The sequence below is a fragment of the Kitasatospora sp. MAP5-34 genome, from assembly GCF_029894335.1.
GTDB lineage: Bacteria > Actinomycetota > Actinomycetes > Streptomycetales > Streptomycetaceae > Kitasatospora.
The window spans coordinates 1-23,757 of record NZ_JARXZC010000060.1 but is presented as its reverse complement, the minus strand read 5'-3'; the positions used below and the strand labels follow the sequence as shown (position 1 = coordinate 23,757).

Below are 23,757 nucleotides of genomic sequence, written 5' to 3'. Positions count from 1 at the left end.
CAGGGGAAGGAACCAGGAACCAGGTAGCACGCCCTCGCGGAGCGGTTGCGCGGGACGCGCTAGGAATCCCCGACGTTCACGCCGGGGAGACTGGGTCAATACGACTGGGCCTGGATCGAGACCGACACCGACGGCCACCGACACCTCCTCAGCCGCCGAAACCCCGCCAGCGGCGAGCTCGCCTTCTATCTGTGCTGGTCGCCACGGCGAGTGCCGCTGTCGGAGCTGGTCCGGGTCGCAGGCACGAGGTGGTGCATCGAAGAGTGCTTTCAGGCGGCAAAGGGCCAGGTCGGCTTGGACCACTACCAGGTCCGCCACTGGACCGCCTGGTACCGCCACATCACCCTGGCCATGCTCGCGCTGGCCTTCCTCACCGTCCTGGCCGCCGACGCGACACCATCAAGACCCGCCCAGCCGAACCGTCCCGCTCGCAGCAGCGACCCGATCGACCTGACCGTCCCGGAGATCCGCCACCTGCTCGGCGTCCTACTGAACCCACCCAGTACTTCCCCACGCAGGCTGCTGCACTGGTCGAACTGGCGCAGATGCCATCAGGCCACCGCTCGCCGAAGCCACTACCGGCGACGACTCGCCGACCGCTCAACCAGATAGATCACGAAGTCGCACTGGAGTACTAGGAGTTGTCCTCGGGGTGGATGCCGATCTTCACCGCTTGTTCCAGCACATCGGTCGGCACTGTCCATGACGCCCCGACACCCATGCGCACGCCTCCAGCCGGGACAGTCGAGTACGGGTTGACCAGTTTGAGTTCCATGAAATCGAGTGTCACCGTGTGACAGTCACGGAGCTTGAGCGTGTGGTCCGCGCCCGAACCGGTGGTCGGGTAGCCGAGGTCCACGGTGAAGGTCTTGCTCGTTCCGCCCTGGATGCCCTGCCGGGGGAAGTAGGTGGACGAGGTGTACGCTTTGCCGCTCAGGTCAGCCTGGTCGCCGTCACAGTGCAGCATGGCCTCGCCGAGGCCCTCGCTGAATCCGGGTCCACCCTTGCTGGAGATGGCAACCTCGAAATGCAGGCGAGGGTGCTTCTCGTAGAGGTCCACCGTCGGGCCCGACGTGCGACGCAGCGCGGTGAGAGTGAGGTGCCCGGTTGTGACGGAGGTGCCGAGCGGTACCGGCTTGGCGTCGGTCCTCCAATCGACGGACACCGAAGGTGTGGTGGTGGGTCCGGCGTCGGTGGAGCAGGCGGCAGCACTGAGGGCGAGCACGGACAGGGCAACGGCGGCGGGTATGTAGCGCGGTGTCATGGCTACTCCTGGTTGGCGTGGGTTTGAGCGAGTAGGGCCACATAGGCCCTGTCCCGGTCGAGGCCTAGGTGAGATGGCCCCGGGTCTGAACCGGTTCCCGCATGTCCCCGGCCAGCCGTAGAGGCCAGCAGCCGGCGCGGTGGCGGGGTTCATCCGCTTGGGCACGGTGAATGCGTCGCGCAGTTGCTCGTGGCGTCGCTTGTCCTTGCGCAGCGCGGTCGTCAGCTGCTCGCCGAGTGGGCGACGGAAGCCGAGGAGGTCGCTGCCGAACTGGCGGCCCTTCAGGTGCCATGCGAGACCGTGGTCACCTACCTGCTCGGAGCGCTGCTGAACCCACCGAACGCATCGCCGAGCAGGCTGCTGCACTGGTCAAACTGGCGCAGACGCCACCAGGATCGCCCGCCGCTGCCACTACCGCCGACGGCTCCTCACACCCTCCTCCTCGTAGATCACGAAGTCACACTGGAGTACTAGGGTCTGTTTCAGAAGTGGGTCTTTCTGGCTGGCTACTCGTCAGGGGCTGAGCATCCGGCGTTAGAGTCGTCGGATGGTCACGGTACTGGTCAACGGGCTTCCTGGAGCGGGAAAGACGACGCTCGCGCGGGCCTTGGCGGCCGAAATGGGCCTCCCGCTCTTCAGTAAGGACGCGGTCAAGGAGACGTTGGCGGACACGCTGGCGGGCCTTCGCGCGCCGGAGTGTCCGGACCACGAGTGGAGCCGCGTTCTGGGCGTTGCCGCCGGAGAGACCTTGTGGACACTGCTCGGCGACGCGCGGGGCAGGGCTGTTCTGGAGAACCCATGGTTGGCCCACATGCGGCCGATCGTGAAGGCCGGCCTTCAACGCGCGGGCGTGGCGGAAGTGCGTGAGATCTGGTGCGAGGTGCCGCTGGACGTGGCCCGCCGCCGGTTCGCCGAGCGAATCGCCGAACGACACCCGGTGCATCCCGAGCGCCCCGGCGGCTTCGGCGGGGACTGGGGGTTGTGGTCCCGTACTGCCGAGCCGCTCGGGTTTGGCATCGTCCACCGAGTGGACACCTCCCGGCCGGTCGACATCCCAGCGCTGGCTGAGTCCCTCACAGCCACTCGTTGATGGCCGCGACCAGCACGGTGGCTTCGTAGCGGACGGAGAGCTTGTCGTACCTCGTGGCCACCGCGCGGTGGCGCTTGAGGCGGTTGATCCCGCACTCCACCGCGTGGCGCTCCTTGTAGTCCTCCTTGTCGAACTTCGGTGGCCGGCCTCCGTGGGAGCCGCGCTTCTTGCGGTTGGCGATCTGGTCCCGCTTCTCGGGGATCGTGCAGCGAATGCCGCGTCGGCGCAGGTAGGCACGGTTCGCGCGGGAGCCGTAGGCCCTGTCGGCACGAACCTTGTCCGGCCGGGTGCGCGGGCGTCCCGGGCCGAGCCTTGGCACGCGGATGCGGTCCAGGACGACCTGGAACTGCGGGGAGTCACCTCGCTGCCCGGCCGTGATCACGAGTGACATTGGCTTCTGGGCCTGCTCGACCGCCAGGTGGATCTTGGTGGTCAGTCCGCCGCGTGAGCGCCCGAGTCCGTGGTCGTCAGGCTCGGCGAAGACGCCGCCGGGCGGCTCGACCTGCAGATCCTGTCGGGCTCGGAAAGTCATCGCTGCAGGTGAGAGCGGTAGGGCGATCTCGGCTGGCACCATGTCCGGGTGATCGTCTCGCTGCTGTACAAGGTGGCCGCAAGTTGCTGTCCGTCCCCGGGGTGCTGCTGCGCCGCGACACGGCGAAGGACGCGGAGCTGCTCGTGCTCCGGCATGAGAACGCGGTGCTGCGCTGTCAGATCGCCGGCCCGGTCCGCTTCGAGCCGGCGGACCGGTTCTGGCTGGCGGCGCTTTCGGGGTTGGTACCCCGTCACCGGTGGCGCGAAGTCTTTCCGGTTACTCCCGGGACGTTGCTGGCCTGGCATCGCCGGTTCATCGCGGCGAAGTGGGACTACGGTGCGCGGCGCACCCGCACCGGGCGACCACCGACGAAGACGGCAGTCAAGAACCTGGTCCTGCGGCTGGCTCGGGACAACGCGGGGTGGGGGCACCGGCGGATCCAGGGCGAGCTGGCCCGTCTCGGGCACCCGATCGCCGCATCCACGGTGTGGGAGATTCTCCGCGCGGCGGGTATCGACCCGGCTCCGCGCCGCGCCGGGCCGACCTGGCGCGAGTTCCTCACGGCCCAGGCCGAGGGCATCCTCGCGGTGGACTTCTTCTATCTCGACACGGTGCTCGGCCACAGGCTGTACGCACTGGCGTTCCTCGAGCACGGCACCCGGCGCCTGCACATCGCCGGCGTCACCGCCCATCCCACCCGGGGGTGGGCGGTGCGGCAGGCACGGAATGTGGCTGCCGACCTGGGCACGCGCATGGAGGCCCTGCGCTTCGTGCTGCGCGACCGGGACGGCAAGTACGGGCAGTCCTTCGACGCCGTCTTCGAATCCGAGGACATGGAAGTGATCAAGAGCGCGCCGAGAGTTCCCCGGATGAACGCCCACTGCGAACGGTTGACCGGCAGCATCCGACGCGAAGCCCTCGATCACATCCTCATCGTGAACGAGGCCCACACCCGCCACGTCCTGGCCGCCTACCAGCGGCACTACAACGAGCACCGACCCCACCGGGCCCGGAATCAACTACCGCCCGGCGGCGACCAACAGCCCACCACAGTGCACAACCTCGACACCCGCAGACTCCTGCGCACCCGCGTCCTCGGCGGCGTCATCAACGAGTACCGATACGCGGTCTGACCAGCAGCGACGACTTTCCGAGCCCCACAGGGCCTGGTTGACCGACATCGCCAGGACCTTGTCGTGCACGAAGAGGCTCACCGAGTGGCTGGCCAGGTGGCAGACCAGAGCGGCGGTGGCCGCCGCCGCCAGCGCGGCCCGGGTCCGGACCGCGAGTCGGCGCCAGAGCCGTAGCCGGGACAGGGGACGTAGGCGGTCAGCGTGCAAGGGGAACCAGCCGGTATCCGATGCCCCAGACGGTCTCGATGGCGCAACCCGCCCCGGCGGCTGAGAGTTTGCGTCGCAGGGCCGCGATGTAGACCTCGACGATGTTCACGTCCCCGTGGAAGTTCGAGTCCCAGACGGCGTCGAGGATCTCGCTCTTCGCCACAGCCTGCTGAACGCGCCGGGCCAGGCATTCCAGAACTCCGAACTCCTTTCCCGTGAGCCGAAGTTGCTGTTCGCTGACGGTGCATCGCCGAGCCGCCGGATCGATCCGCAGATCGCCCGCCGACAGCACTGCGGGACGTCCCCTCGCGCCACGGCGTACGAGTGCGCGCAGGCGGGCCGTCAGTACCGGGTAGGAGAAAGGCTTGCTGAGGAAGTCGTCGGCGCCGCAGTCGAGAGCGTCGACCTCGTCGTACTCACCGTTCTTCGCGGTGAGCATGAGGATCGACACCGGATTCCCGGCGCGGCGCAGTTCCTCGCAGACCCGGTAGCCGCTGAGCCCGGGAAGCATGAGATCGAGCACGATCGCCGCGTATTCCCCGGCCTGCGCGAGTTCCAGCCCCCGGATCCCGTCAAAGGCCACGTCGACGGCATAGCCATCGGCCCGCATCCCCTGGCCGAGCAGCTCGGCCACCCGTACCTCGTCCTCGACTATCAGCAATCGCATTGCTTCAGCATAGTCAACTCGCCGTCTCTGTAGTGATGTTGTCTGAATTGCCGGGAAGATCCGGGCCGTGGACATTTGTGGACCCTGTTGGTGAATATCTGATTCCGGTTCGGGGTCAGGGCGAATTCCGGACTGCCTCGTGGACGGATCACCAGGTCTGAAGAAATCCTCAGCTCTTCTCAGACTTCATTCAGGACGATCGGCCTACTGTCATCCACACGGACCGGATGTCACCGGCGGGCGTAGCAGGAAAAGCCGTCGCCCCGTCCGGCGGTGCCACGATCCTGTCCGCCTAACGGAGCCCCGGGGGCACGACGCGTGGCTGACCACTCATAACGAAGCGATACCTGGAGGAATCAGATGCTCGGCTCGAAGAAGGTTGCCCTCGCACTTCTCGCACCCCTGGCCGCGATGCTGGCGCTCGCCCCGACTTCGGCACTGGCCGCGTCACCGGCTGCGGCAACGCCGACTGCCGTGGCCCGCTGGGCCCCGCCGTTCCAGCCGCCCACGCACTGTGATTCGGAGGTGGCGCCCAGTGCAGTTAACAGGCTCAGCTGGCACGTCCAGGATCGAATGGCCGAACGCGGGATCAGCCGGAAGGAGCTCGACGACGCCATCCGCATCAGGGCCCCCCACGCGGAGTGCGTGGACGGTAAGTGGCGCTACGACCTGGGAATGAGCGGTGGCTTGCTGACGGTCATCGTCGGGGTCGGTGAGGGCGGCTGGGTCGCCATCACCGCCTGGTGGAACGACCCCAAGGCTTCGGCGTAGTCGCGTGATGTCCGGCGTGCGGCCCAACCGCCGCGTGGTTCTGGCAGACTCGCTGCCATGACGGCGTCGAAGCGGTTTTCGAAGCTCTGTTGAGGCAATCTCTGGCCGTGGCGGGTTGGTTGAGAGCCCTGTAGGGCGGGCGGGACGCACGGCTGGGGTTCCGCCGCGCCTGCGGCGGGCCGTCTGGCGGGTGGGCGTCCGGCTGTACCGATACGCAGCTTGACCAGCAGCGATGACTTTCCGAGCCCCACAGGCGCTCAGCGCGTCCCGGCCGACGGCCGACCGGTGGCCTCGTGGGTCCGTCGCGCTGTCGGGCATGGGTTCAATCGCCGTCGAGGACGCCGCCGGACTGGCCCCCGCCGCCACCGCCCACCGGCAGCGCGCGGAGGATTTCGGCTCGCGTTGACGCGAGTTCGATCCCCTTCCGAGGCTTGCTTCCTGCTGTCGGCGCGATGCCGACGCGTTGGTGAGACGCATGTGGAACGTAAACGGCCCCCGTCAGGATTATCTCGTGCGGCAGCCGCGGGTGTGCGGGACTTGCCCGTGGCACCGCGTTCGGCCCCTGGCTCACCCGATCGCCCCGGGACTCGCTGCAACGCCCGTCACCGGCCCGCGCCGTCGGGGAGCAGACATCGGGAGAGGGCGGGACGGATGGCCGGCGACAGCGTGAACATCGACCTGGACGAGGTTCACGCGGTAGCCAAGACGGTCGGGGTACCGCACGCCCGACGGCGGATGACACCACGCACGGCTCGATGATCGGGAGTGTGACCTCGTGGACGACTATCTTCGGTACTGTCAGACCGGCTCGGACTTCTACGACCGGCCGGGAGAGAGCTCCTCACAGCTCTTCGAACTGACCGGGCGGCAGCCACCTGAGGGCTGGACCGTCTCCCATGACGACGTCTGGAGTCATTTCGCCCCGACCGGGCACGAGTTCCCGGACCAGGGCTGGAAGGTGCACGTCTCGGTCGTCCCCCGGGACGCGGCCGAGGTCATTGACATCGTTGCCAAGCACTGTCTTCGCGGTCACATGCCGTTCAAGGTCCTGACCAGTCCGGCAACACATCTGCGGACGAACAGCAAGTACGCGCCCCGCGGCAGCAGCGGCAAACTGATCACCATCTATCCCTCGGACACCGCGGAATTGAAGCGGGTACTCGACGAATTGTCGGTGCCGCTGGAGGGACGCGAGGGCCCGTACATCCTCAGCGACCTGCGGTGGCGCCAGGGGCCGCTCTACGTGCGCTTCGGTGGGTTCCGGCAGATGCACACGACGGACGCCAAGGGGCGCCGGGTGCTCGCCGTACGCAAGCCCGACGGCACGCTGGTACCGGACGTGCGGGGCCCCGGATTCCGGCCGCCCGCATGGGTGGAGGTCCCCGGTTTCCTCAAGGACCAGATGGCCGCGACAGCTGCCGCCGGCCACGCGGAACCCCCGATGCCGTACGCGGTGGAGAAGGCGCTCCACTTCTCGAACGGTGGCGGCATCTACCTCGCCACGGACCCGCGGACGGGCGGCCGGGTGGTGCTGCGCGAGGCCCGGCCGTACGCGGGAGTCGACGGCAACGGGGACGACGCGGTCGCCCGCCTGTACCGCGAGGCACGGACCCTGGAAGCGCTCGGCGACCTCGACTTCGTGCCGGGGTTCAAGCAGACGTTCACCGTCTGGGAACACCACTACCTCGCCCAGGAGTACATCGAGGGCGAGACCCTGTGGGACTTCCTGGCCGCCCGCAATCCGGCCACCCGGGCAGCCGCCGGCCCTGCCGCCTCCGCCGCGTACACGCGGACCGTGCTCGACATCCTCGACCAGACAGAGCGGGCGCTGGCCACGCTCCACGCACGGGGATACGTGTTCGGTGACCTGCACCCCCGCAACGTCATGGTGCGGCCCGACGGACGTATCGCCCTGGTGGACTTCGAGATCGCTCATCGTCCCGGCCTCGACCCCGCACCGGCCATCGCCTGCCCCGGTTTCGTCGCCCAGCACGCTTCGCAGGGCACCGACCGGGACACCTATGCCCTCGACTGCCTGCGCATGGCGCTTTTCGTGCCGCTCACACTGATGCTCGACCTCGACCCCCACAAGACCGCCGAACTGGCCGACGCGGTTGGTGAACTCTTCCCGGTGCCACCCGAGTTGACCGATCAGATCCGGACGGGGCTGGGCCGGCCCGCCACCCGGGAGAGGCCCGGCCCGGCGCCGGACCAGGCCTTTGCTGCAGCGGCCGAGGACCTCGGCGGTCCCGCGATGGGCACGCTCATGGCCTCGTTGGCGCGGGCGATACGCGCCAGCGCGACGCCGGAGCGCACCGATCGGCTCTTCCCCGGGGATCCGAGGGGCCTGGAGGACGGCGGATACAACCTCGCCTACGGTGCCGCCGGGGTGCTGTACGCCCTGCACTCGGCGGGCCAGGAGACCGACCCCGACCACGTGCGGTGGCTGGCGGAGGCGACCCGCCGGACCTCGGCCCTCAGCGGCCTGCACACCGGACTCCACGGCGCCGCCCTCGTCCTGCACGGCCTGGGCCACGAGCAGGAGGCATTCGACGCGCTCGACCGCGCAGCCCCCGAGGTCGCCTCGACCAGGTCCCCCGATCTGCGGGAAGGCCTCGCCGGGGTCGCCCTGGTACTGCGCCACGTGGCCCGGACCACCGCGGACCCGCACTGGCAGGGCGAACTCGCCGGCGTCTCCAAGCGCCTGGCCGACCTCGTGAGCGCCGCGGCCGACGGTCGCGCCGACGCTCCGGCCGTCCCCCGGGCCGGACTGATGTACGGCTTCACCGGCGCCGCCCTGTTCTTCCTGCGCCGCTACCAGGACACGGGGGACGGCGGCTACCTGGACCACGCCCGGCGTGCCCTCGACCTCGATCTGGCGCACTGCCGCACCGACGACGCCGGCGAGGTGGCGCTGGTCGACGGGGCACGGCTGTTGCCATACCTGGGCCTCGGCAGCGCCGGACTCGCGGAAGCCGTGGCCCTCTGCCACCAGTACCGGCCGGACGAGCGGCTCGACACGCTGCACCGCGGCATCCTGCTGGCCTGCCACACCCCGTTCACCGTGGAGCCCGGCCTGTTCATGGGGCGGGCCGGGCTGATGACGGCGCTGGCCGGGCGGCAGTCGCACCCGGTACCGCTCGCCGGGCTCGCCCACCACGTCCGCCGGCTGTCCTGGCACGCCGTGCCCCGCCCCGCCGGAACGGCCGGGGCACCGGGGGTGGCCTTTCCCGGGCACCAGCTCCTGCGGCTGTCCATGGACCTGAGCAACGGCACCGCTGGCGTCCTGCTCGCCCTGCGCGCCTGCGAACGGGCCGCCGCGCCGCCGCCCGCCCCGACGGAGCCGGCCTGGGCGGAGTCGGCCTGGGCCGAGGCGGCCGGACTGCCCGCACCCCCCGTCACGCCCGTCTGAGGGCGTCCCAGATTTCCGGTGCCGTCCGGCACCGGATTGGCAATCCATCAGGAGGCAAGCACATGAACGCGATCCTCGAGCTCCAGGAACTGCCCGTCGCCGAGATCGACAGCGAGGGCGACCTGGCCCTCAGCAGCAGCGTCAGCAACCACTGCACCGGCCTGACGATCAAGTAGGGAGCGAGCACATGAACGCGATCCTCGAACTGCAGGAACTGCCGGTCGCCGAGATCGACAGCGAGGGCGAGCCGGCCCTCGCCAGCAGCGCCAGCAACCACTGCACGGGTCTGACGATCAAGTAGCGGGCGAGCACGCGAACGGGCCCCGGACACCACCGCCCACTGGTGCTGTCCGGGGCCCGGCACATCGGAACGGAGGGAGGGCGAAGACAGTGGTGGCTCTGTACCGCAACCAGACGTACGTGCGCCTGTGGGCCTCGTACACCCTGTCCTCCCTCGGCACCTTCGCATCGCTGGTTTCCTTTCCCCTGCTCGTCATGGCCTCCTCGCGCAGTCCGGTCAGCGTCGGGCTGATCAGCTTCGCCGGTGCGTCGTTCATGCTGCTCGCCCTGCCCTGGGCGGGTCTGCTGGTCGACCGGACGGGGTGGCAGGCGGTGATGGTGCGGGCCGACCTCGTGCGGGGCATCGCCTTCGGCGCGATGACCTGCACGGTCGTGACCCACCAGGTCACGGTCGCCACCGTGCTCGGCGTCACGGCCGTCAACAGCGCACTCGGCGTGCCGTTCTTCGCGGCAGCGGCCACCGCACTGCGGGCGACCGTGCCCGCGGAGCAACTGTCCACGGCGCTGTCGGCCAACCAGGGGCGAGCCGCGATCGTGACCATCCTCGGCCCGCTGGCCGGTGCCGCGCTTTACGAGGTGTCGCCCGCCCTGCCGTTCGCGATGGATGCCGCGTCCTTCCTCGTCTCCGCCGCACTCGTGGCGACGCTGCCCACCGTCGCCGCCACCACCACCGGACCTGCGGGCCGGCCGTCCGCGCGCTGGACGGATGTCACGGCCGGATGGCGCTTCCTGCGCGGCCACCCCGTCCTGCGCTACATGACGCTCAACGTGATCGTCACCGACTTCGGGATCAACGGAGCCGTCGTGGTCCTCGTCGTCAGCGCGTCCGCCTCCGGTGACGCCCTGGGCACGGGCCTGATCACCGCCTGCACCGGGGCCGGGAACCTGCTGGGCTCCGCGGTCACGCTGCCGGCCGTCCGGCGGGCCCGCCCGCGCACCCTGATCCTCGCCGCCACCTGGACCGGGGCACTCGCCGTGTCCGCCATCGCCGTGACGGACCGGGTGCCCTGGGGCGCCCTGCTCGCCGGCTGCTTCTGTGTGGCGACCCCGGTGATCGGGGTGCTCACCAACAGGATGCTCCTGGAGGAGGTGCCGCAGGACATCATCGGCCGGGTCCAGAGCGTCTTCCAGACCGTACCCAGGCTCGTCGCCGCGACAGGGCCAGTGGCCGCGGGCCTGCTTCTGGGGGTGCTGCCCGCCCCGGCAGTCCTGTCGGTGTTCGCGGTACCCCTGACGGCCCTGGCGCTGTTCAGTACCCGGACCCGGGCGCTGCGCTCCGGTCCCGCTGACGCCGCCGCCCCCCTCGCCACCACTCCTGACCGGGATGACCGTTGAAGATACGCATGTTGGACAGCGCCGAACACCGGGACGCGCTCGACCTGTTCCGCGACTCGCTGCACCAGCCGCCCGTTCCCGACCGGGACTGGCCGGAGCTGTCGCCGTCCCTGGAGCCGGGCCGTGTACGGGGCGCGCTCAGCGAGGACCAGCTGATTGCCATGCACCAGTGCGTGCCCACCGATCTCGTCGTACCGGGCGGTGAACGCGCGCCGCTCAGCGTGCACTTCCGGTTCGCGGTCCGGGTCGGGCAGACCCGCAGGGGTGCGGGGACGGCACTGATGACGGCCGCACTGCGGGACACGCCGGAGCCGCTCGCCATGCTGCGGCCCAGTGAGGGAGGGATCTACGGCCGGTTCGGCTTCGGCGTGGCGACCCGCTGCCGCGACCTCGTCATCGACCGTCGCCGGGCCGTTCTCGCGGCCGAGGTCCCGCCGGGCGGGCACAGCTACGTGCCGGCCCCGGGCGAGATCGCCGGACTGTGCGACGAGATCTACGGGCGCACTCGCTCCCGCCCCGGTTCCATCGGCAGGTGGCCCTGGTACGAGCAGCTGATGAACCACGAACTGACCACGGCCGGGCTGTTCTCACGGTTCGTGGTGCACGACGGCCCCGACGGCCCCGACGGGATCGTCCGGTACAGCGTGCGCGGAACCAGCGCCGGCGGAACGGCCCGTACGGTGCTCGAGGTGGACGAGATGCACGCTCGCACCCCGCAGGCCTGGCTGGGGCTGTGGCAGTTCCTGCTCGGCGTCGAACTGGTCGACGAGATACGGCTGAGGACCCGTCCGCTCGACGAACCGGTCGAGTGGCTGTTCACGGACCCACGGGTCTGCCGGGTCACCGAGGTCCGCGACGAGATGTGGTTGCGTCTGGTCGATGTGCCGGCAGCCCTGCGGGCCCGCCGGTACCCCGACGGGGCCGGCATCGCGATCGACGTGCACGACCCCCTGCTGTCCGACAACTCGGGTCGTTACCTGGTGGGGGCCGACGAGGTACGCCGGACTCGCGGACCCGCCCAGCTCGCCCTGTCCGTCAGCGCCCTGGCGGCCATCTACCTGGGCGGGGTACGTCCCTCGGCACTGGCGACAGCCGGGGCCGTGACCGTACTCGACCCCAAGGCGCTGCCTACGGCCGACCGGCTGTTCCGCGCGGCGGAGGAACCGTGGTGCGGCACGTATGTCTGACGGCTGACGACGTCACGGACCCGGGACTGCAACTGGAGCAACCCGCAGCGCTGGAACGTGGCCGATCTCGTCACCCGGCCGCAAAGCATCAAAGCTTTCCATTGCCGCCATGTTGTTGGAATGTCAGTGGCTGTGTCTGAACCCGGATCCACCGGTCAGTAGCCGGTCCAGGGCCTGGACATGAGGGCGCGGATGCCCTCTGACCTGGGATGATGGGACTTCCTACGGTTCCAGGTCCACAGATCGAGAGAACATCCGCGAGATGCAATCTGCCCATGCCGTCGCGGCGGTCCGCGCTGCCTTCGACGAGTCGAACCCGGTCGCGGATGCCGGGCTGGTGCCGCTGCTCCGCCTGGCCGAGCGGGCCGGCCTGCCGGGGATGGTCGCGGAGAGGCTGCGCATCGACGGGGCCGGCAACAGCGGCGGAGCCAACCCGAGCGGCCACCCGCCGGGACGCCGGACGCCGACCTGCGCGCCGCCGTGATCGCGGGCACGGCTCCGGCGGCCGTGCCCGCCACCCTTCACACCGGGCGCAACCGCCGCAAAGCCGGGACCGTCACGCAGACCAATGTTTTGGTGGGACAGTCCTATGACTGTCCCACCCTGTTATGCCTGGTAGCGGCGTTCTGCGCCCGGGCTGGGACGGTGCTGGGACATTCACCAGAGGCGCCCGGCTACCGGCCGGGCGCGGCGTCCTCGAGCGCGGCGAGCAGCCGGGCGTGGACGGCGGTGGCGGCTTCGCGGGTGACCGGATCCGTGTCGTCCAGGTGGGCGGCGATCAGCTCGACGGCCGCGGCGAGGACGGGCACCGGGACGGTGGCTTCGCGCAGGTGGAGCATCTGGGCGGCGGCCCGTTCGCCGGGTGTCACCATGGTGTGGGCGGTGGGGATCAGAGCGGTGAGACCGCGGGGGAGCTGACTGGTCATCTGCTTATTCTCCCGGATCCGGCCCGGGGTGATCACCACGGTCGGCCGGTGCCCGCCACCGGGGCGGGGCCCTTGTGGTGGTGGCGGGCGACGGCTTCCAGCAGCGCCTGGCGGGCCTGGCGCAGCCGTACGTCCTCGGTGCGTCCGGCGTCGCCGGCGCACGGGCGGGGCGCTCGGCAGCGCCCCGGCGGTCGCGTCTATCGGTCGTATATCGGCGGCTGCCAGCATCGGACGCGTACCAGCCCCGTGCAACAGAGGAACATCACCGTGCAACGAGCAGCACAGCGACTCGTGGTGCAGACCACCGTCCTGACCGCCACCGTGGCGACCGCGCTAACACTCGCCCTGACCGGCTACGCCGCGACGAAGTCGGCGGTGCCGACGCACCGGACAGCCGCCGCCGGCGGGCATCCCTCCCGGGCAGGCATCCCGCCGGAGTGGAACAACACGGGAGCCAACCCCTGGCGGCCGCACGACAGCTGAGGCCGTCGGGCGGCCGTCCGGGGGCACCCGCCACAGCGGTGGAAAGCGGAGCCCAGCCTGCGGCCACCCTGCTGACCGCACCGACGGCGCTGCTCAGAACGCTGCCAGTAGTTGCTCCGCCTGGGCCGCCTCCGCCAGCCCGGCCCGGGTGAGCAGCAGGCGGGCCTGGTCGAGGCGCTGGTGGGCCGCGTCGCTCTGCCCGAGTCGGGCGAGGGCTCGGCCCAGCACGAGCAGGGCCCTTCCCTGGTTGTGCTCGGCCCGGGCCTCCTCGCAGTTCGCGACGGCCAGTTCGGCCAGCGCCACCGCCTCCTCGATCCGGCCGAGTGCGAGCAGCGTGTCGGCGAGCTGGAAGCGCGTCACGGCCTCCAGGCCGCGGATGCTGGCAGCCGCGCACACGTCCAGGGACTCCTGGTACCGAGCGGCCGCCAGGTCGTACCGGCCCAGTTCGTGCTGGGCCCGTCCGAGGACGTGGAGCGCGAACGCGGTGCCGTGGTGGTCCGCCACCGCGCGCAGCCCGTGCAGCGCGGCCTCGCAGGAGGGCAGTGCCTCGGCGGCATGGCCGCTCTGCACCCTGGCCAGCGCGGCGTTCGCCGTCGCGACCAGCTCGCCGGAGCGCTGGCCCAGGTCACGGGCCAGCGTGATGGCCTCGTCGAAGCACTGCAGCGCCTCGTCGAAGTCCTGCCGGCGCAGAGCGGTCAGGCCGAGGTCGTTGAGTGCCTGCTGCAGGATGACGGTGTCGCCCACCTCCCGGCAGATGGCCATCGCGAGCCGGGTGCGGTCCAGCGCCCGGGCCAGTCGCCCGTGCTGGACGGCCATGTTGCCGAGCAGGAAATGCGCCCGCCCCGCCGACCGCCGGTCGCCGCAGGCATGGGCGGCCGCAGCCACCGACTCGGCGGCCGAGACCAGCCGCTCGTACCGGATGACGGAGCCGAAGGCACTGAAGGCCAGCAGCAGATCGGCCACCACGCCCACCACCCCCGGCGCCGGGTCCGGCGCGCCGACCGCGAGCAGGACGGCCGAGACCGCGCCCTCGAACTCGGCTGCGGCCCAGGTCCGGGCCGCCAGGACGTCGTCGAACACCGGCGCGGCCGCCCGCGCCAGCGGCACGAGCCCGAGCGCCGTGTCCCCGGGCGCCATCCGCCGGAACGCCGCCGACGCGCCGGCCAGCAGGAAGTCCAGCAACCGGGCGAGCGCCTGCCCGGTCTGAGCCGCGTCGCAGTCGGCCGCCAGCTGCCGTGCGAACGCTCCCACCAGGTCATGGAAGCGGTATCGCCCCGGCGCCGGGGACTCCAACATGGCGGCATCCACCAGGGACTCCAGCAGTTCCTCGGCCACCTCCTCGTCGGCCTGGAGCACCGCGGCGGCGGCAGGGATGCCGATGTCCGGCGCGCCGACGGCACCGATCAGCCGGAACGCGCGCGCCTGGTCCGCGGTCAGCTGCTGGTAGCCCCACGCGAAGGCGGTCGACACCGCGAGGTTGCCGGTGCGCAGTTCGGCGATGCGCCTTCTCTCGTCCCGCAGCCGGGCGTTCAGCGCCGCCACCGTCCACGCCGGGCGGGCCGCCAGCCTGGCCGCGACGATCCGGATCGCCAGTGGCAGGCAGCCGCAGGTCTCCACCAGCTCCCGGGCCGCGTCCGGTTCGGTGCGGATCCGGTCCGGTCCGACGATCCGCCGCAACAGGCCCAGCGCCTCGTCCGGGGTGAAGACGTCCAGGTCCACGCGGGCCGTCACCGGGAGACCGGAGAGCCGGGGCCGACTGGTGAGCACCACTGCGCAGCCGGCCGAGCCGGGCAGCAGGGGCAGGACCTGCGCGAGGTCGCGGGCGTTGTCCAGCACCACCAGGACGCGTCGGCCGTCCAGCAGCGAGCGGTAGAGCCGGCAGCGGTCGTCCTCGTGCTCCGGCAGGTCCTTGCCGGTGACGCCGAAGGCCGCGAGGAAGCTGCCCAGCACCGGCCCGGGATCGGCCGGCTGCTGCTCGCTGCCGCGCAGGTCGGCGTAGAGCTGGCCGTCGGGGAAGTGACCGCGCACCTGGTGAGCGGCGCGCAGCGCGAGCGCCGTCTTCCCCACACCGGCCATGCCCGCGACGACCGTCACGCAGACCGTCCGGGGCGCCGGCAGGCCGAGCGCCGCGACGAGCCGGGCAACACCGTCCGTGCGGCCGGTGAAGTCCGGGGTGTCGGCCGGGAGTTGCGCCGGTACGGGCAGGCTCGGCGAGAGGCCCGCAGCCGGCGCGGCGTCCCGCCGTGCGGGGTCGCCGGCCAGCCCGCTGCCGGAGTGCACCGCCGTGGTGCGCGGTACCGGGGCGAGTGCCGGATCGTTCTGCAGGATCCGCTGCCGCAGGTCCTTCAGCTCCGGTCCGGGTGCGACTCCGAGCTCATCGTCGAGCAGCCGCCCGACCCGGTCGTACACCGCGAGGGCGTCCGCCTGCCGGCCCGCCGCGTACAGCGCCTGCATGAGCAGTCCGTACGGATGCTCGCGCAGCGGGTGCTCGTCGGTGAACTCCCTGAGCTTCGGGATGGCGAGGGCGTGCCGGCCGAGCCGCAGGTCCAGACGCACCTGCTCCTCCCACAGCGCGCACCGGAGCTCGGCCAGCCTCGACCGCTGCTGCTCCGCGAACGGCCCGGGGATGCCGGCCAGCGCATCGCCCCGCCACAGGTCGAGCGCTCGCGACAGCAGCTCGCTCCCCTTCGCCGGTTCCCCCTCCTCGCCAGCCCGGAAAGCCGTGGCCGCCAGCGTCTCGGCCTGTGCGACGTCCAGGTCCTGGGCCCGGAACGCCAGCCGGTAGCCGTCCCCCGCCGACACCAGCACCCGCGGCTCGGCCCGGCTCTCCTCCAGTACCCGGCGCCAGCGCCAGGCGTACGTGCGCACCGAGGAGAGCGCCGTGTCCGGCGGTTCCTCCCCCCAGATCCCCGCGATGACCTCCTGCACCGTGGCGGCCCGGCCTGCGCGCAGCAGCAGCACGGCCAGCATCGCCTGCTGCTGCGGCGGCCCGACGGCGATTCTGACGTCGTCCCATAGCACCCGTAGTGGCCCCAGGACCTCGAACGTATTGGTCTGCATTGTGCCCCCCCTTACCTGTGAGCCAGCCGAGCATAGCCACGTGTTCGGGTGTCCGCTCTCACGCCTCGCTCGGGCGTGTCCGACACGGAGGGAACCCGTGGCTGCCGGGTGGATCAGTTGCAGGGAGTACTTCGGACTGGGTGGCGGTCGGTGACCGCGTGCGTGCGCCCGGTGCCCGAGGTGTGACGAGGTCCGCCGCCCACGAGGGCCCGGTGGTTGGTCACCGGGTGAAGACCCGCTGCCGACGGGGCTTGCTGCCCCACCACAGCAGGCCGCCGGCGAGGAGGGTCACTGCGGCGAGCTTGAGCCATTCGAGGGCGAAGTCGCCCTCGATGGAGAACCCTCCGGGGAAGAGGCGGGCGACGCCGCTGGTCCGTGCGCCGAAGAAGGGTCCGGGGCCGAAGCCGAGGACCCAGGTGACCGACGCCAGGAAGTTGTTCACCGCCTTTTCGTGCCGGAAGCCGAAGCAGTAGCCGAGGACGGTTCCGAGCAGGAGGAAGACCACCAGCATCCCGGTCGCCATCGCCAGGTGGGCGAGGCGCTGGGCGCACGGCAGGGGTGCGAGGAGGATCAGCACGGCGAAGAGGGCGAAGGGGGGCAGCGCCTCCACCGGGCTCGTCAGCAGCCGTGCCCACAGACCGCGGGACGGGCGCAGCAGGAACTCCTCCGCGACACCGGCCACGAGCTCCACCTCCCAGGTGCCGACCGCAGCCGACAGCGCGGTCATCGGGACGAAGTAGCCGTACTGCAGGGTGAAGCCGATGAGGTCGAATCCGCGGCCGTCCGCGGTGGCGAGGACCGCGAAGAGCAGCAGGACGTTGAGCAGGCTCAAGGGGACGACCCTGACCAGGAACTGCGACGTGCCCTCCTGCCGTACCCGGGCGAGGAGCAGCAGGCGGACCATGCTTCGGGTGGTCACAGCGCGGCCCGCCCGTCGACGAGGCTGCGTTCGATGCTGGGGCGCAGCCGCTTGCGGAAGGCCAGCCAGACCGCGCAGGTCCAGAGGGAGACGGTGGCGAGGAACATCGGCAGCGCGACGACGGCCCGCGTGCCCGCCGCGTACGCGATGACCCAACCCGTCGGCAGCAATTCGGCGACCTGCCGCGCCCTCGGGAAGGGCACGACGGACATACCGACGAGGAGCAGGGCCAGTCGGAACCAGGGCACGGCGGCGGACGGGCGGGCGAACTGGCAGAGCAGCAGCGTGCACTGGTAGCAGATCGCGGCCAGGCAGAGGTAGAGCATGGCGATGAGCAGCAGCGTCCTCGGGCCGAGGACGGAGGGGAAGGCCACCGCCGCACCGGCGAACGGAAGGCAGAGCGCCGGGGACATCACGACCGCGCAGGAAGCCGCCCGCAGGCCCAGCAGCCGGGCGAGGGGGACCCGTCCGAGCAGGACGTTCTCCATGGTGCCGTAGCGGAACTCGTTCTGGACGCTGGACATCGCGGACAGCAGGACGATGGTCACGCAGGTGAGAAGGGCTGCCCGGCAGGCCAGGACCAGCGCCGGCCCGGCTCCGGTCGCCCGGTGGGCCAGCGCGAGGGTGAGCAGGGCGGTCTGCAGGGTGATGCCGATGATGAAGGAGGAGGTGGCACGGCGGTCGATCCACTGCACCCGGATCAGGAGGAGAGTGAAGCGCACCGTGCGACCTGGCCTTCCTTCAGGATGAGGATGCGGGCGCCGATCCGGTGCAGGAACTCGCGGTCATGGCTGACGACCACCGTGGCCCTGTCCGGGGCGCCCCCGAGGAGCTCCTGCAGCAGGCGCACCCCGTCGGCGTCGAGACCGTTGGTGGGCTCGTCGACGATCCACAGGGCCGAGGGCTCTAGCAGCAGGCGGGCCAGGTGGAGGCGCTGGCGCATGCCGAGGGAGAACCGGGCGTAGAGGACGTCCGCCTGGTCCGCGAGCCCGACGCGGTCCAGCAGCCCGCCAGCTCCGTGACGGGTGAGGGTGGTGCCCTTGAGACCGGAGAAGAAGCGGAGGTTCTCCGCCGCGGTCAGCCGGGGGTAGAAGCCCAGCGGGGCGCCCGCGGAGTAGTTGACGGCGGCTCGGTAGGCGGTGGGGACGGATCCGATCGGCTCGCCCCGGTAGCGCAGCTGGCCGGCGGTCGGGCGCAGCAGGGTGGCGAGGATCTTCAGCAGCGTGCTCTTGCCCGATCCGTTGCCGCCGACGATTCCCAGGGTCTCCCCCTCGTGGACCTCGGCCCGCACACCCCGGAGCACCGCGACGGGGTTCGGCCCGGCGTGGGGGTACGTGTACCAGAGGTCGTTGAGCTCCAAGAGGGGGCTCACGCCTTGCCCCGCCGTTCCACCCAGGTGGTGCGCCTGCGCAGTTCGAGCGGGACGTGGTCGACGTAGCGGGTGCCCACCGGGTCCGGGGCGTCCTGTCCGAGGCGGTCCAGGTAGAGAGGGACGTCCTCTGCCGGCGGCTTGACGCCCTGGTTCGGGTCGTCGTACGCCCGCAGGATGATGCGGCGTTCCCGGGAGAGCCCGGCGGCCCACTGCGGGTCGGTGTGGGTGCGGTCGGTGGCGACCAGCCACGACGGGCCGTACTCCAGGAAGACGTTGCGGCGCGTGGTCCGGCTCCGGTTGACGTCGACGCGGTGCCAGAGTCCGCCCCACATGAGCGTCATGGCGCCGGGCCCGACGGTCAGGTGCTTCTCCTGGGGGTGGGGTTCGTGGGTGTGGTACTGCGGCAGGTGGTCCCAACGGTGGCTGCCTGGGACGTAGATGAGGTTGCCCATCTCCTTCCGGGGCAGCGCGGTGAGCCAGTAGCCCACCTTGACGCGCAGCGGCGCCCGGTCGCTGAAGCTGCCGAACGGCAGCAGCCGGGGGCCGTCGAAGTGCCAGTTGTTCCGGTTGGCCTGGCCGGGTTCGCGTCGGAAGAGCTCGCTGGAGAGCAGCTTCAGCATGTCGCCGTAGACGTCGAACATCCGGCCGACGTGCTGGGGATGGTCGATCAGCGGCACGAACCGGCTGTCGAGGGCGACGATGTCCCCCTGCCGTGCCCTGGGGGTGCGGGCGTCGACGGCGTCGCGCAGTGCGGCGGTCTCGCCGGGGCTGAGGACGTCGTCGAGGATCAGGATGCCGTCGCGTTCGAAGGTCTCCCATTCGTCGGGGGTGAACCCGGGGGGAGCGGGGATCGGTGCCGTCACGTTGTCTTCCAGGATGCGTCAGAGGGTGGCAGGTCTGTTCTGGTGGCCGTCAGTCCAGCGGCAGGGCGCGGATGCCGGCGAATGGCGTGACCCCGGTGTCCAGGTGGTCGGCCGTCTCGAACAGGCCGATGGCCGACATGGGCAGTCGCGCGCCCGTCTCGGCCGCGAAGACGCACGGCAGCACCCGCTTGCGCTCGGCCACCCCGGGTTCCCCCTGCCGGCGCACATGCTTGTGGGTGTGGATGAGGATGGGCATGAAACCGCCGCCGAGGAAGCTGCCGCGCTGGATCACGGCGCCTCCGACGCAGTCCACCACGCAGCCCTTGCCCAGCACGGCGTCGCGCCCCAGGTAGAAGTAGGAGGGGAAGGCCGCCGTGCCGTGTTCGACGTGGAACACCCCGGCGCCGAGACCGATGATGGACCTGCCCGAGGTCCGTAGGACGGAGCGGTAGAAGGCGATCAGCAGGGGCCTGACCGTCGCGTCGGGAAGCTTGAACTCCGGACAGAGCAGGGTGATCCGCAGCAGTTCGGCCAGCGTCAGGGCGGCGTCCTGCGCGGCGCCGGGCTGGAACTCCTGGTCCCAGGGCACCAGGTAGTCCCACGGGTCGACCATGGCGCAGTCGGCGTCCTCGGCGATGAGCTGCTCGGCGGGCGCGCTCAGATGGGACGACGGCGCGGTCCCGGGGCGGCTGCCTCCGGCCTGCGGGCCACCGCTCAGGACCCGGGAGGCGAGCAGCGAACGGCTCTCGCGGGTCTTCAGCTCGGCGGCTCTGGCGAGCAGGGCGAGGCGCTGCTCCACCCGGTCGGGGACGTCGAAGAGGTGGTCGATCCCGTCCGTGCGGATCCGGGTCTTGGTGTGCAGGTCCCGCATGTGCGCGGTCACCGAGTCGCCGGCGGCCTCCTCCAGGAGGGCGCGGTGGGCCTCGAAGCCGGCCGACCGCAGCCGTTGGGCCGCCAGGGCCCGGTAGTCGTAGGGCAACGAGGTCGACCGCGACAACACGATCGTGGCGAGCAGGGCCTGGTAGTCCGCCGGGTCGAGGGCGTCCTCGGCGAGCTCCAGCGACAGGTAGCCAGAACGCGTTCCCTGTTGGTGGATCCAGCTCTCACCGTAGGCGGCCTCGAAGCAGCAGGCGGTCGCGAAGAGCTCGCGCGCCCGGGCATCCTCGTGCAGGGCGTGGCGTACCCGCTCGTGCTGCCCCTCCACTGCGTCGGCCCGGTTGGCCAGTTCGAGGAAGATGTCGGGGTTGAGTCGCAGCAGCGTGGCGAAGTCTGTGTCCAGCAGGACGGTCATATCGTTACTTCATTCCTCTGTCCGGCGAGTCCCAGCCGTGGGGCCGGGTTCGCCTCGTATGAGCCGATGTGTGCGGCCAGCCGGGCCATGTGGGTGTGTTCCTCCTGGTAGAGGCGGACCAAGCCGCCGGGAGCCGAGGTCAACGCCCGCAGTTGGGCGGTGAGCGCGGTGGCGAGCTGGTTCTCGGCCACGGTGGTGACCTCCGCGCCGGTGGCGGTGGACGTCACCACGGCGTGCGTGTTCTTGTAGCTGTCCAGGACCGCGTAGTACGGCTCGTACACCAGGCAGCACCGCGTACCCGAAGCCAGTTCGACGTCCGCGAACCGATAGCGCAGGCCCGCCCCGAAGCCGATGTCCCTCGTCGCGATCTCCTGCCGCGCGGCTGCCGAGGCGAACAGGGGGCCGGCCAGACGCGGGAAGCCCACCCTGCCGCGCATGGACGAGTACAGCTCGATGTCGGGCAGCCCCCGCCCGCTGGTACTGACCCGTACCTCGCGCGTGGCGGCCGTCCAGGGCGTCGCCAGATAGGCGCGGTAGTCCTCGGGGTCCAGCAGCTCCCGCAGGATCGCCAGCATGTGGAACCACTCGTAGCCGATCTCTCCGTAGTCGGTGTCCACGAAACGGCCTGCGGCGACGTCGGACAGCCGGTTCTTGGTGAACTCGATGGTGATCCGCCGTATCGGGTCGGACGCGCTCAGACGGCGGACGCTCCCGGCCAGCTGGTGGACGGCGGAGCTGTTGGCGTAGACGTTGTTGACCACGACGCGAGCGTCGGGGTGTTCGTCCAGCGTCCGGCTGAGCGCCGCGAGTTCCGAGGGAACCGCGGCCGGCTTCTCCAGCAGGACGCGCGCCGCGCGGGCGCGGGTAAGGATCTGCCGGAGCGTCTGCAGGTGCAGGTGCGTCGGTGTCGAGACGACCCAGGCGTCGATCTGCGGGACGAGCGCGTCCGGCACCTCGCGGACGTCCCGGAAGTCCGCTTCCGGCCGGAGGTCGACGGTGACCGTGCGGTGGCTGGCCGCGCGCAGGTTCGCGACGTGGAGGCCGCCGATCCTCCCGACTCCGATGACCGCGACCCTCATCCCCGCTTCACCTTGGGGGCGCTCCCGTGAGTGAGCGCGTCGCTCAACGCGTGCTGCGTGGTGAAGAGGCGGAACTGCGGTGCCTTGCCAGCGGCGGTCGCCAGCTCGACCAGTTCGACGGGACGCACGGTCAGCACGTCCAGCCGCACCGTCCGGCTCAGCTCGGCGCGCACCTCCTCGGCAATGCGCGCCCCGTCCGACAGGTCCACGGGGACGATGAGGACCTCCAGCCGGCCGGCTTCCTCCTGGCGCATCTGCCAGCGGTGCAGCGGCGTGCGGTCCATCACGGCACGCACTGGCTTGACGTTGATCAGCGCCCCGTCGGCGTCCTCGATCAACGCGCGCTTGCGGCCGACGAGACCGGTCATCCGGGCGTGCGGACGCCCGCAGGGGCAAGGCTCGCCCAGCAGTCGCGCGCCGTCACCGGGGCGGTAGCGCAGCAGCGACATCGCCCGGTTCGTCAGGGAGCTGATCAGGAGCTGGGAGTGCTCGTCGACCGAGACGGCCAGCCGCTCCTCCTCCACGTGGTAGGTGCCCGGGCTCTGCGGGCACTCCCACGCCACCCGGCCGAACTCCTGCAGTCCGTACTGGTCGTAGTGTGGACACCCGAAGACCTGGGTGATCGTCCGGCGCGTGCTGGCGTCGAAACTGTCCCCGTGCGTGAAGACCGCCGACAACGGCGGAAGTCGCAGCACTCCCTCGCTCTGCCGCAACGCCGCCAGCAGCACCTCGAGCGGCTGTCCCCACAGGATGTCCGGCTTGAAGTCCGCACACAGGCGCTCCAGGTGGCGGGTGTCCGCGGCGGAGAGGGACGACACGTTGATCCGCAGCACCAGGGCGCCGCCGAGGTAGTGCATCGTTTCGAAGGCCACCGGCGCGTGGGCTGGATCCGCGGTGGCGCGGATGATGCGGACTCCGGGGCTGAGCCCGTAGGCCGCGAGGAAGCGCAGATTGGTGGCGGCCGATTCGGTGAGCCGCGAGTTGTCGTGGGTGATCCACACGGGGTCCCCCGTGGTCCCCGAGGTGTGGACCCGCAATTCGTCCCAGGCGTCGACGAGTCCGGTGGTGACCGCCTCGGGCGTGTGGCGCAGGACCTCCTTCTCCAGGGCCGGCAGACCGGCCAGGATGGATTCCGCCCGCTCCGCAACGATCCGCGTGTCCGCCAGGGACGGCGCGAAGTAGGGGGTGCGAGCGGCGCGGCGCAGAGCCTCGGTGAGCCGCTCCCGCCGGACTCCGTCCAGCACCGCCCGGTCGTACTCGCCAGGCAGGTAGACCTCCTGGAAAAGCCGCCACCCCTCACCCACTGCAGCCGCAGTGCGCAAGCTGGCGTTGTGCCACCAGTGGTGACCAGTCATCGTCTCTCCGTCGTTCTCGACACCTAGGTACGCAGGGGAAGGCGCGCCGAGCGGCAGTACCCGGAGGACGGGCCAGGTGCGGGCCTTCGCGTGAAGACCCGCACCTGCCACGTCAACGCCGGCTCAGGCGGCCTCCTTCAGGGTGATGGTCATTGAATTCACCTCCTTCGGCTCGTCGCGGGGGCTGTTTCCCCCGACACGAAGAAGCTTCGCTCACGCGGATCGACGAACGATCTTCGGCGATCTACGGCCGATAGACGCCAGCCGGGACGTCATCGCTCGCCGTGCTCCCGGGTGGTCAGCTTCATGACGAGGTGGCCGCCGGGCCTGAGGAAGGCGGCCCCGGCAGTGAGGGCGGCGAGGTCGTCCTCGGGGGTGTCGAGGTAGCCGACGGTCTGTACTTTGAACGGGTCGTCGACTCTGTTGCTCTATTCGGGTCGGTGATCAGGCTGCGAGTTGGTGGGCGAGTCGGGTAAGCCTGCTGGTCCGGGGGCTTCGGGTCTGCTCGGCC

General features: G+C 70.8%; 21 protein-coding genes and 2 pseudogenes. 11 read left to right on the top strand and 12 right to left on the bottom strand.

The features are described from left to right. Positions 1 to 174: 174 nt before the first annotated feature. Positions 175 to 612 (top strand): annotated as a pseudogene (locus tag P3T29_RS30910) (IS701 family transposase); the annotation flags it as partial. A gap of 22 nt (positions 613 to 634) precedes the next feature. Here P3T29_RS30910 and P3T29_RS30905 read toward each other — a convergent pair. Next, positions 635 to 1,264, bottom strand: a complete 630-nt coding sequence (locus tag P3T29_RS30905; protein WP_280719993.1) for a hypothetical protein — start codon at positions 1,262 to 1,264, stop codon at positions 635 to 637. Positions 1,265 to 1,811: 547 nt separating this feature from the next. Between P3T29_RS30905 and P3T29_RS30900 the strand changes: the two genes are divergently transcribed. Continuing rightward, positions 1,812 to 2,354 carry an AAA family ATPase gene (locus tag P3T29_RS30900; protein ID WP_280719992.1) on the top strand — a complete coding sequence of 181 codons (543 nt, stop codon included), beginning with the start codon at positions 1,812 to 1,814 and terminating at the stop codon, positions 2,352 to 2,354. On the opposite strand, the pseudogene P3T29_RS30895 reads toward P3T29_RS30900, so the two are convergent. Next, positions 2,338 to 2,811, bottom strand: a pseudogene (locus P3T29_RS30895) (IS5 family transposase); the annotation flags it as partial. The gene P3T29_RS30900 and the pseudogene P3T29_RS30895 sit on opposite strands and share 17 nt — an antisense overlap. Before the next feature lie 158 nt (positions 2,812 to 2,969). Here P3T29_RS30895 and P3T29_RS30890 point away from each other — a divergent pair. Next, positions 2,970 to 4,019 (top strand): integrase core domain-containing protein, encoded by a 1,050-nt coding sequence (locus P3T29_RS30890; protein ID WP_348532880.1) that lies wholly within the window; start codon positions 2,970 to 2,972, stop codon positions 4,017 to 4,019. Between the two features lie 196 nt (positions 4,020 to 4,215). Here the strand turns inward: P3T29_RS30890 and P3T29_RS30885 are convergent, their stop codons facing one another. Then, positions 4,216 to 4,893, bottom strand: a complete 678-nt coding sequence (locus P3T29_RS30885) for a response regulator transcription factor (RefSeq protein WP_280719991.1) — start codon at positions 4,891 to 4,893, stop codon at positions 4,216 to 4,218. 360 nt (positions 4,894 to 5,253) lie between these two features. Here P3T29_RS30885 and P3T29_RS30880 point away from each other — a divergent pair, with 360 nt between their 5' ends. The 7 genes from P3T29_RS30880 to P3T29_RS30850 all read left to right on the top strand — a co-directional run bounded on the left by P3T29_RS30880 (position 5,254) and on the right by P3T29_RS30850 (position 12,382). After that, positions 5,254 to 5,664, top strand: coding sequence for a DUF4258 domain-containing protein (locus tag P3T29_RS30880; protein ID WP_280719990.1), 411 nt, complete (start codon positions 5,254 to 5,256; stop codon positions 5,662 to 5,664). Positions 5,665 to 6,439: 775 nt separating this feature from the next. After that, positions 6,440 to 9,076 carry a class III lanthionine synthetase LanKC gene (gene lanKC / locus P3T29_RS30875; protein ID WP_280719989.1) on the top strand — a complete coding sequence of 879 codons (2,637 nt, stop codon included), beginning with the start codon at positions 6,440 to 6,442 and terminating at the stop codon, positions 9,074 to 9,076. A gap of 62 nt (positions 9,077 to 9,138) precedes the next feature. Beyond that, entirely contained in the window at positions 9,139 to 9,252 is a 114-nt protein-coding gene (locus P3T29_RS30870) for a class III lanthipeptide (RefSeq protein ID WP_280719988.1), read from the top strand. Between the two features lie 11 nt (positions 9,253 to 9,263). Next, positions 9,264 to 9,377 (top strand): class III lanthipeptide, encoded by a 114-nt coding sequence (locus P3T29_RS30865; RefSeq protein WP_280719987.1) that lies wholly within the window; start codon positions 9,264 to 9,266, stop codon positions 9,375 to 9,377. A 92-nt stretch (positions 9,378 to 9,469) separates the two neighbouring features. Continuing rightward, positions 9,470 to 10,711, top strand: a complete 1,242-nt coding sequence (locus tag P3T29_RS30860; RefSeq protein ID WP_280719986.1) for an MFS transporter — start codon at positions 9,470 to 9,472, stop codon at positions 10,709 to 10,711. Beyond that, positions 10,708 to 11,898, top strand: a complete 1,191-nt coding sequence (locus tag P3T29_RS30855; protein WP_280719985.1) for a GNAT family N-acetyltransferase — start codon at positions 10,708 to 10,710, stop codon at positions 11,896 to 11,898. Before P3T29_RS30860 ends, P3T29_RS30855 begins: the two co-directional genes overlap by 4 nt. A gap of 262 nt (positions 11,899 to 12,160) precedes the next feature. Beyond that, positions 12,161 to 12,382, top strand: a complete 222-nt coding sequence (locus tag P3T29_RS30850; protein WP_280719984.1) for a hypothetical protein — start codon at positions 12,161 to 12,163, stop codon at positions 12,380 to 12,382. A 190-nt stretch (positions 12,383 to 12,572) separates the two neighbouring features. Here P3T29_RS30850 and P3T29_RS30845 read toward each other — a convergent pair whose 3' ends face one another. Further along, positions 12,573 to 12,824: a hypothetical protein gene (locus P3T29_RS30845; RefSeq protein ID WP_280719983.1), complete on the bottom strand. Its 252-nt coding sequence runs from the start codon at positions 12,822 to 12,824 to the stop codon at positions 12,573 to 12,575. A gap of 267 nt (positions 12,825 to 13,091) precedes the next feature. On the opposite strand from P3T29_RS30845, the gene P3T29_RS30840 reads away from it, so the two are divergent. Then, positions 13,092 to 13,307 (top strand): hypothetical protein, encoded by a 216-nt coding sequence (locus tag P3T29_RS30840; RefSeq protein ID WP_280719982.1) that lies wholly within the window; start codon positions 13,092 to 13,094, stop codon positions 13,305 to 13,307. Between the two features lie 93 nt (positions 13,308 to 13,400). Here P3T29_RS30840 and P3T29_RS30835 read toward each other — a convergent pair whose 3' ends face one another. The 8 genes from P3T29_RS30835 to P3T29_RS30800 form a co-directional block, all read right to left on the bottom strand. Further along, on the bottom strand, positions 13,401 to 16,367 hold the full coding sequence (locus tag P3T29_RS30835) for a BTAD domain-containing putative transcriptional regulator (protein ID WP_280719980.1): 2,967 nt from the start codon (positions 16,365 to 16,367) through the stop codon (positions 13,401 to 13,403). A 220-nt stretch (positions 16,368 to 16,587) separates the two neighbouring features. Further along, complete coding sequence (locus tag P3T29_RS30830; RefSeq protein ID WP_280719979.1) at positions 16,588 to 17,286, bottom strand: hypothetical protein; 699 nt, start codon at positions 17,284 to 17,286, stop codon at positions 16,588 to 16,590. Further along, positions 17,283 to 18,008, bottom strand: coding sequence for a hypothetical protein (locus P3T29_RS30825; RefSeq protein WP_280719978.1), 726 nt, complete (start codon positions 18,006 to 18,008; stop codon positions 17,283 to 17,285). The genes P3T29_RS30830 and P3T29_RS30825 overlap by 4 nt, the downstream gene beginning before the upstream one ends. Continuing rightward, on the bottom strand, positions 17,987 to 18,658 hold the full coding sequence (locus tag P3T29_RS30820; RefSeq protein WP_280719977.1) for an ABC transporter ATP-binding protein: 672 nt from the start codon (positions 18,656 to 18,658) through the stop codon (positions 17,987 to 17,989). Before P3T29_RS30820 ends, P3T29_RS30825 begins: the two co-directional genes overlap by 22 nt. Continuing rightward, on the bottom strand, positions 18,655 to 19,521 hold the full coding sequence (locus tag P3T29_RS30815) for a phytanoyl-CoA dioxygenase family protein (RefSeq protein WP_280719976.1): 867 nt from the start codon (positions 19,519 to 19,521) through the stop codon (positions 18,655 to 18,657). The genes P3T29_RS30820 and P3T29_RS30815 overlap by 4 nt, the downstream gene beginning before the upstream one ends. Before the next feature lie 49 nt (positions 19,522 to 19,570). Next, a complete protein-coding gene (locus tag P3T29_RS30810; RefSeq protein WP_280719975.1) occupies positions 19,571 to 20,812 on the bottom strand; it encodes a hypothetical protein in 1,242 nt (413 codons plus the stop codon). Next, positions 20,809 to 21,891, bottom strand: a complete 1,083-nt coding sequence (locus P3T29_RS30805) for a Gfo/Idh/MocA family oxidoreductase (protein WP_280719974.1) — start codon at positions 21,889 to 21,891, stop codon at positions 20,809 to 20,811. The genes P3T29_RS30810 and P3T29_RS30805 overlap by 4 nt, the downstream gene beginning before the upstream one ends. After that, on the bottom strand, positions 21,888 to 23,246 hold the full coding sequence (locus P3T29_RS30800) for a hypothetical protein (RefSeq protein ID WP_280719973.1): 1,359 nt from the start codon (positions 23,244 to 23,246) through the stop codon (positions 21,888 to 21,890). Before P3T29_RS30800 ends, P3T29_RS30805 begins: the two co-directional genes overlap by 4 nt. Positions 23,247 to 23,757: the final 511 nt, after the last annotated feature.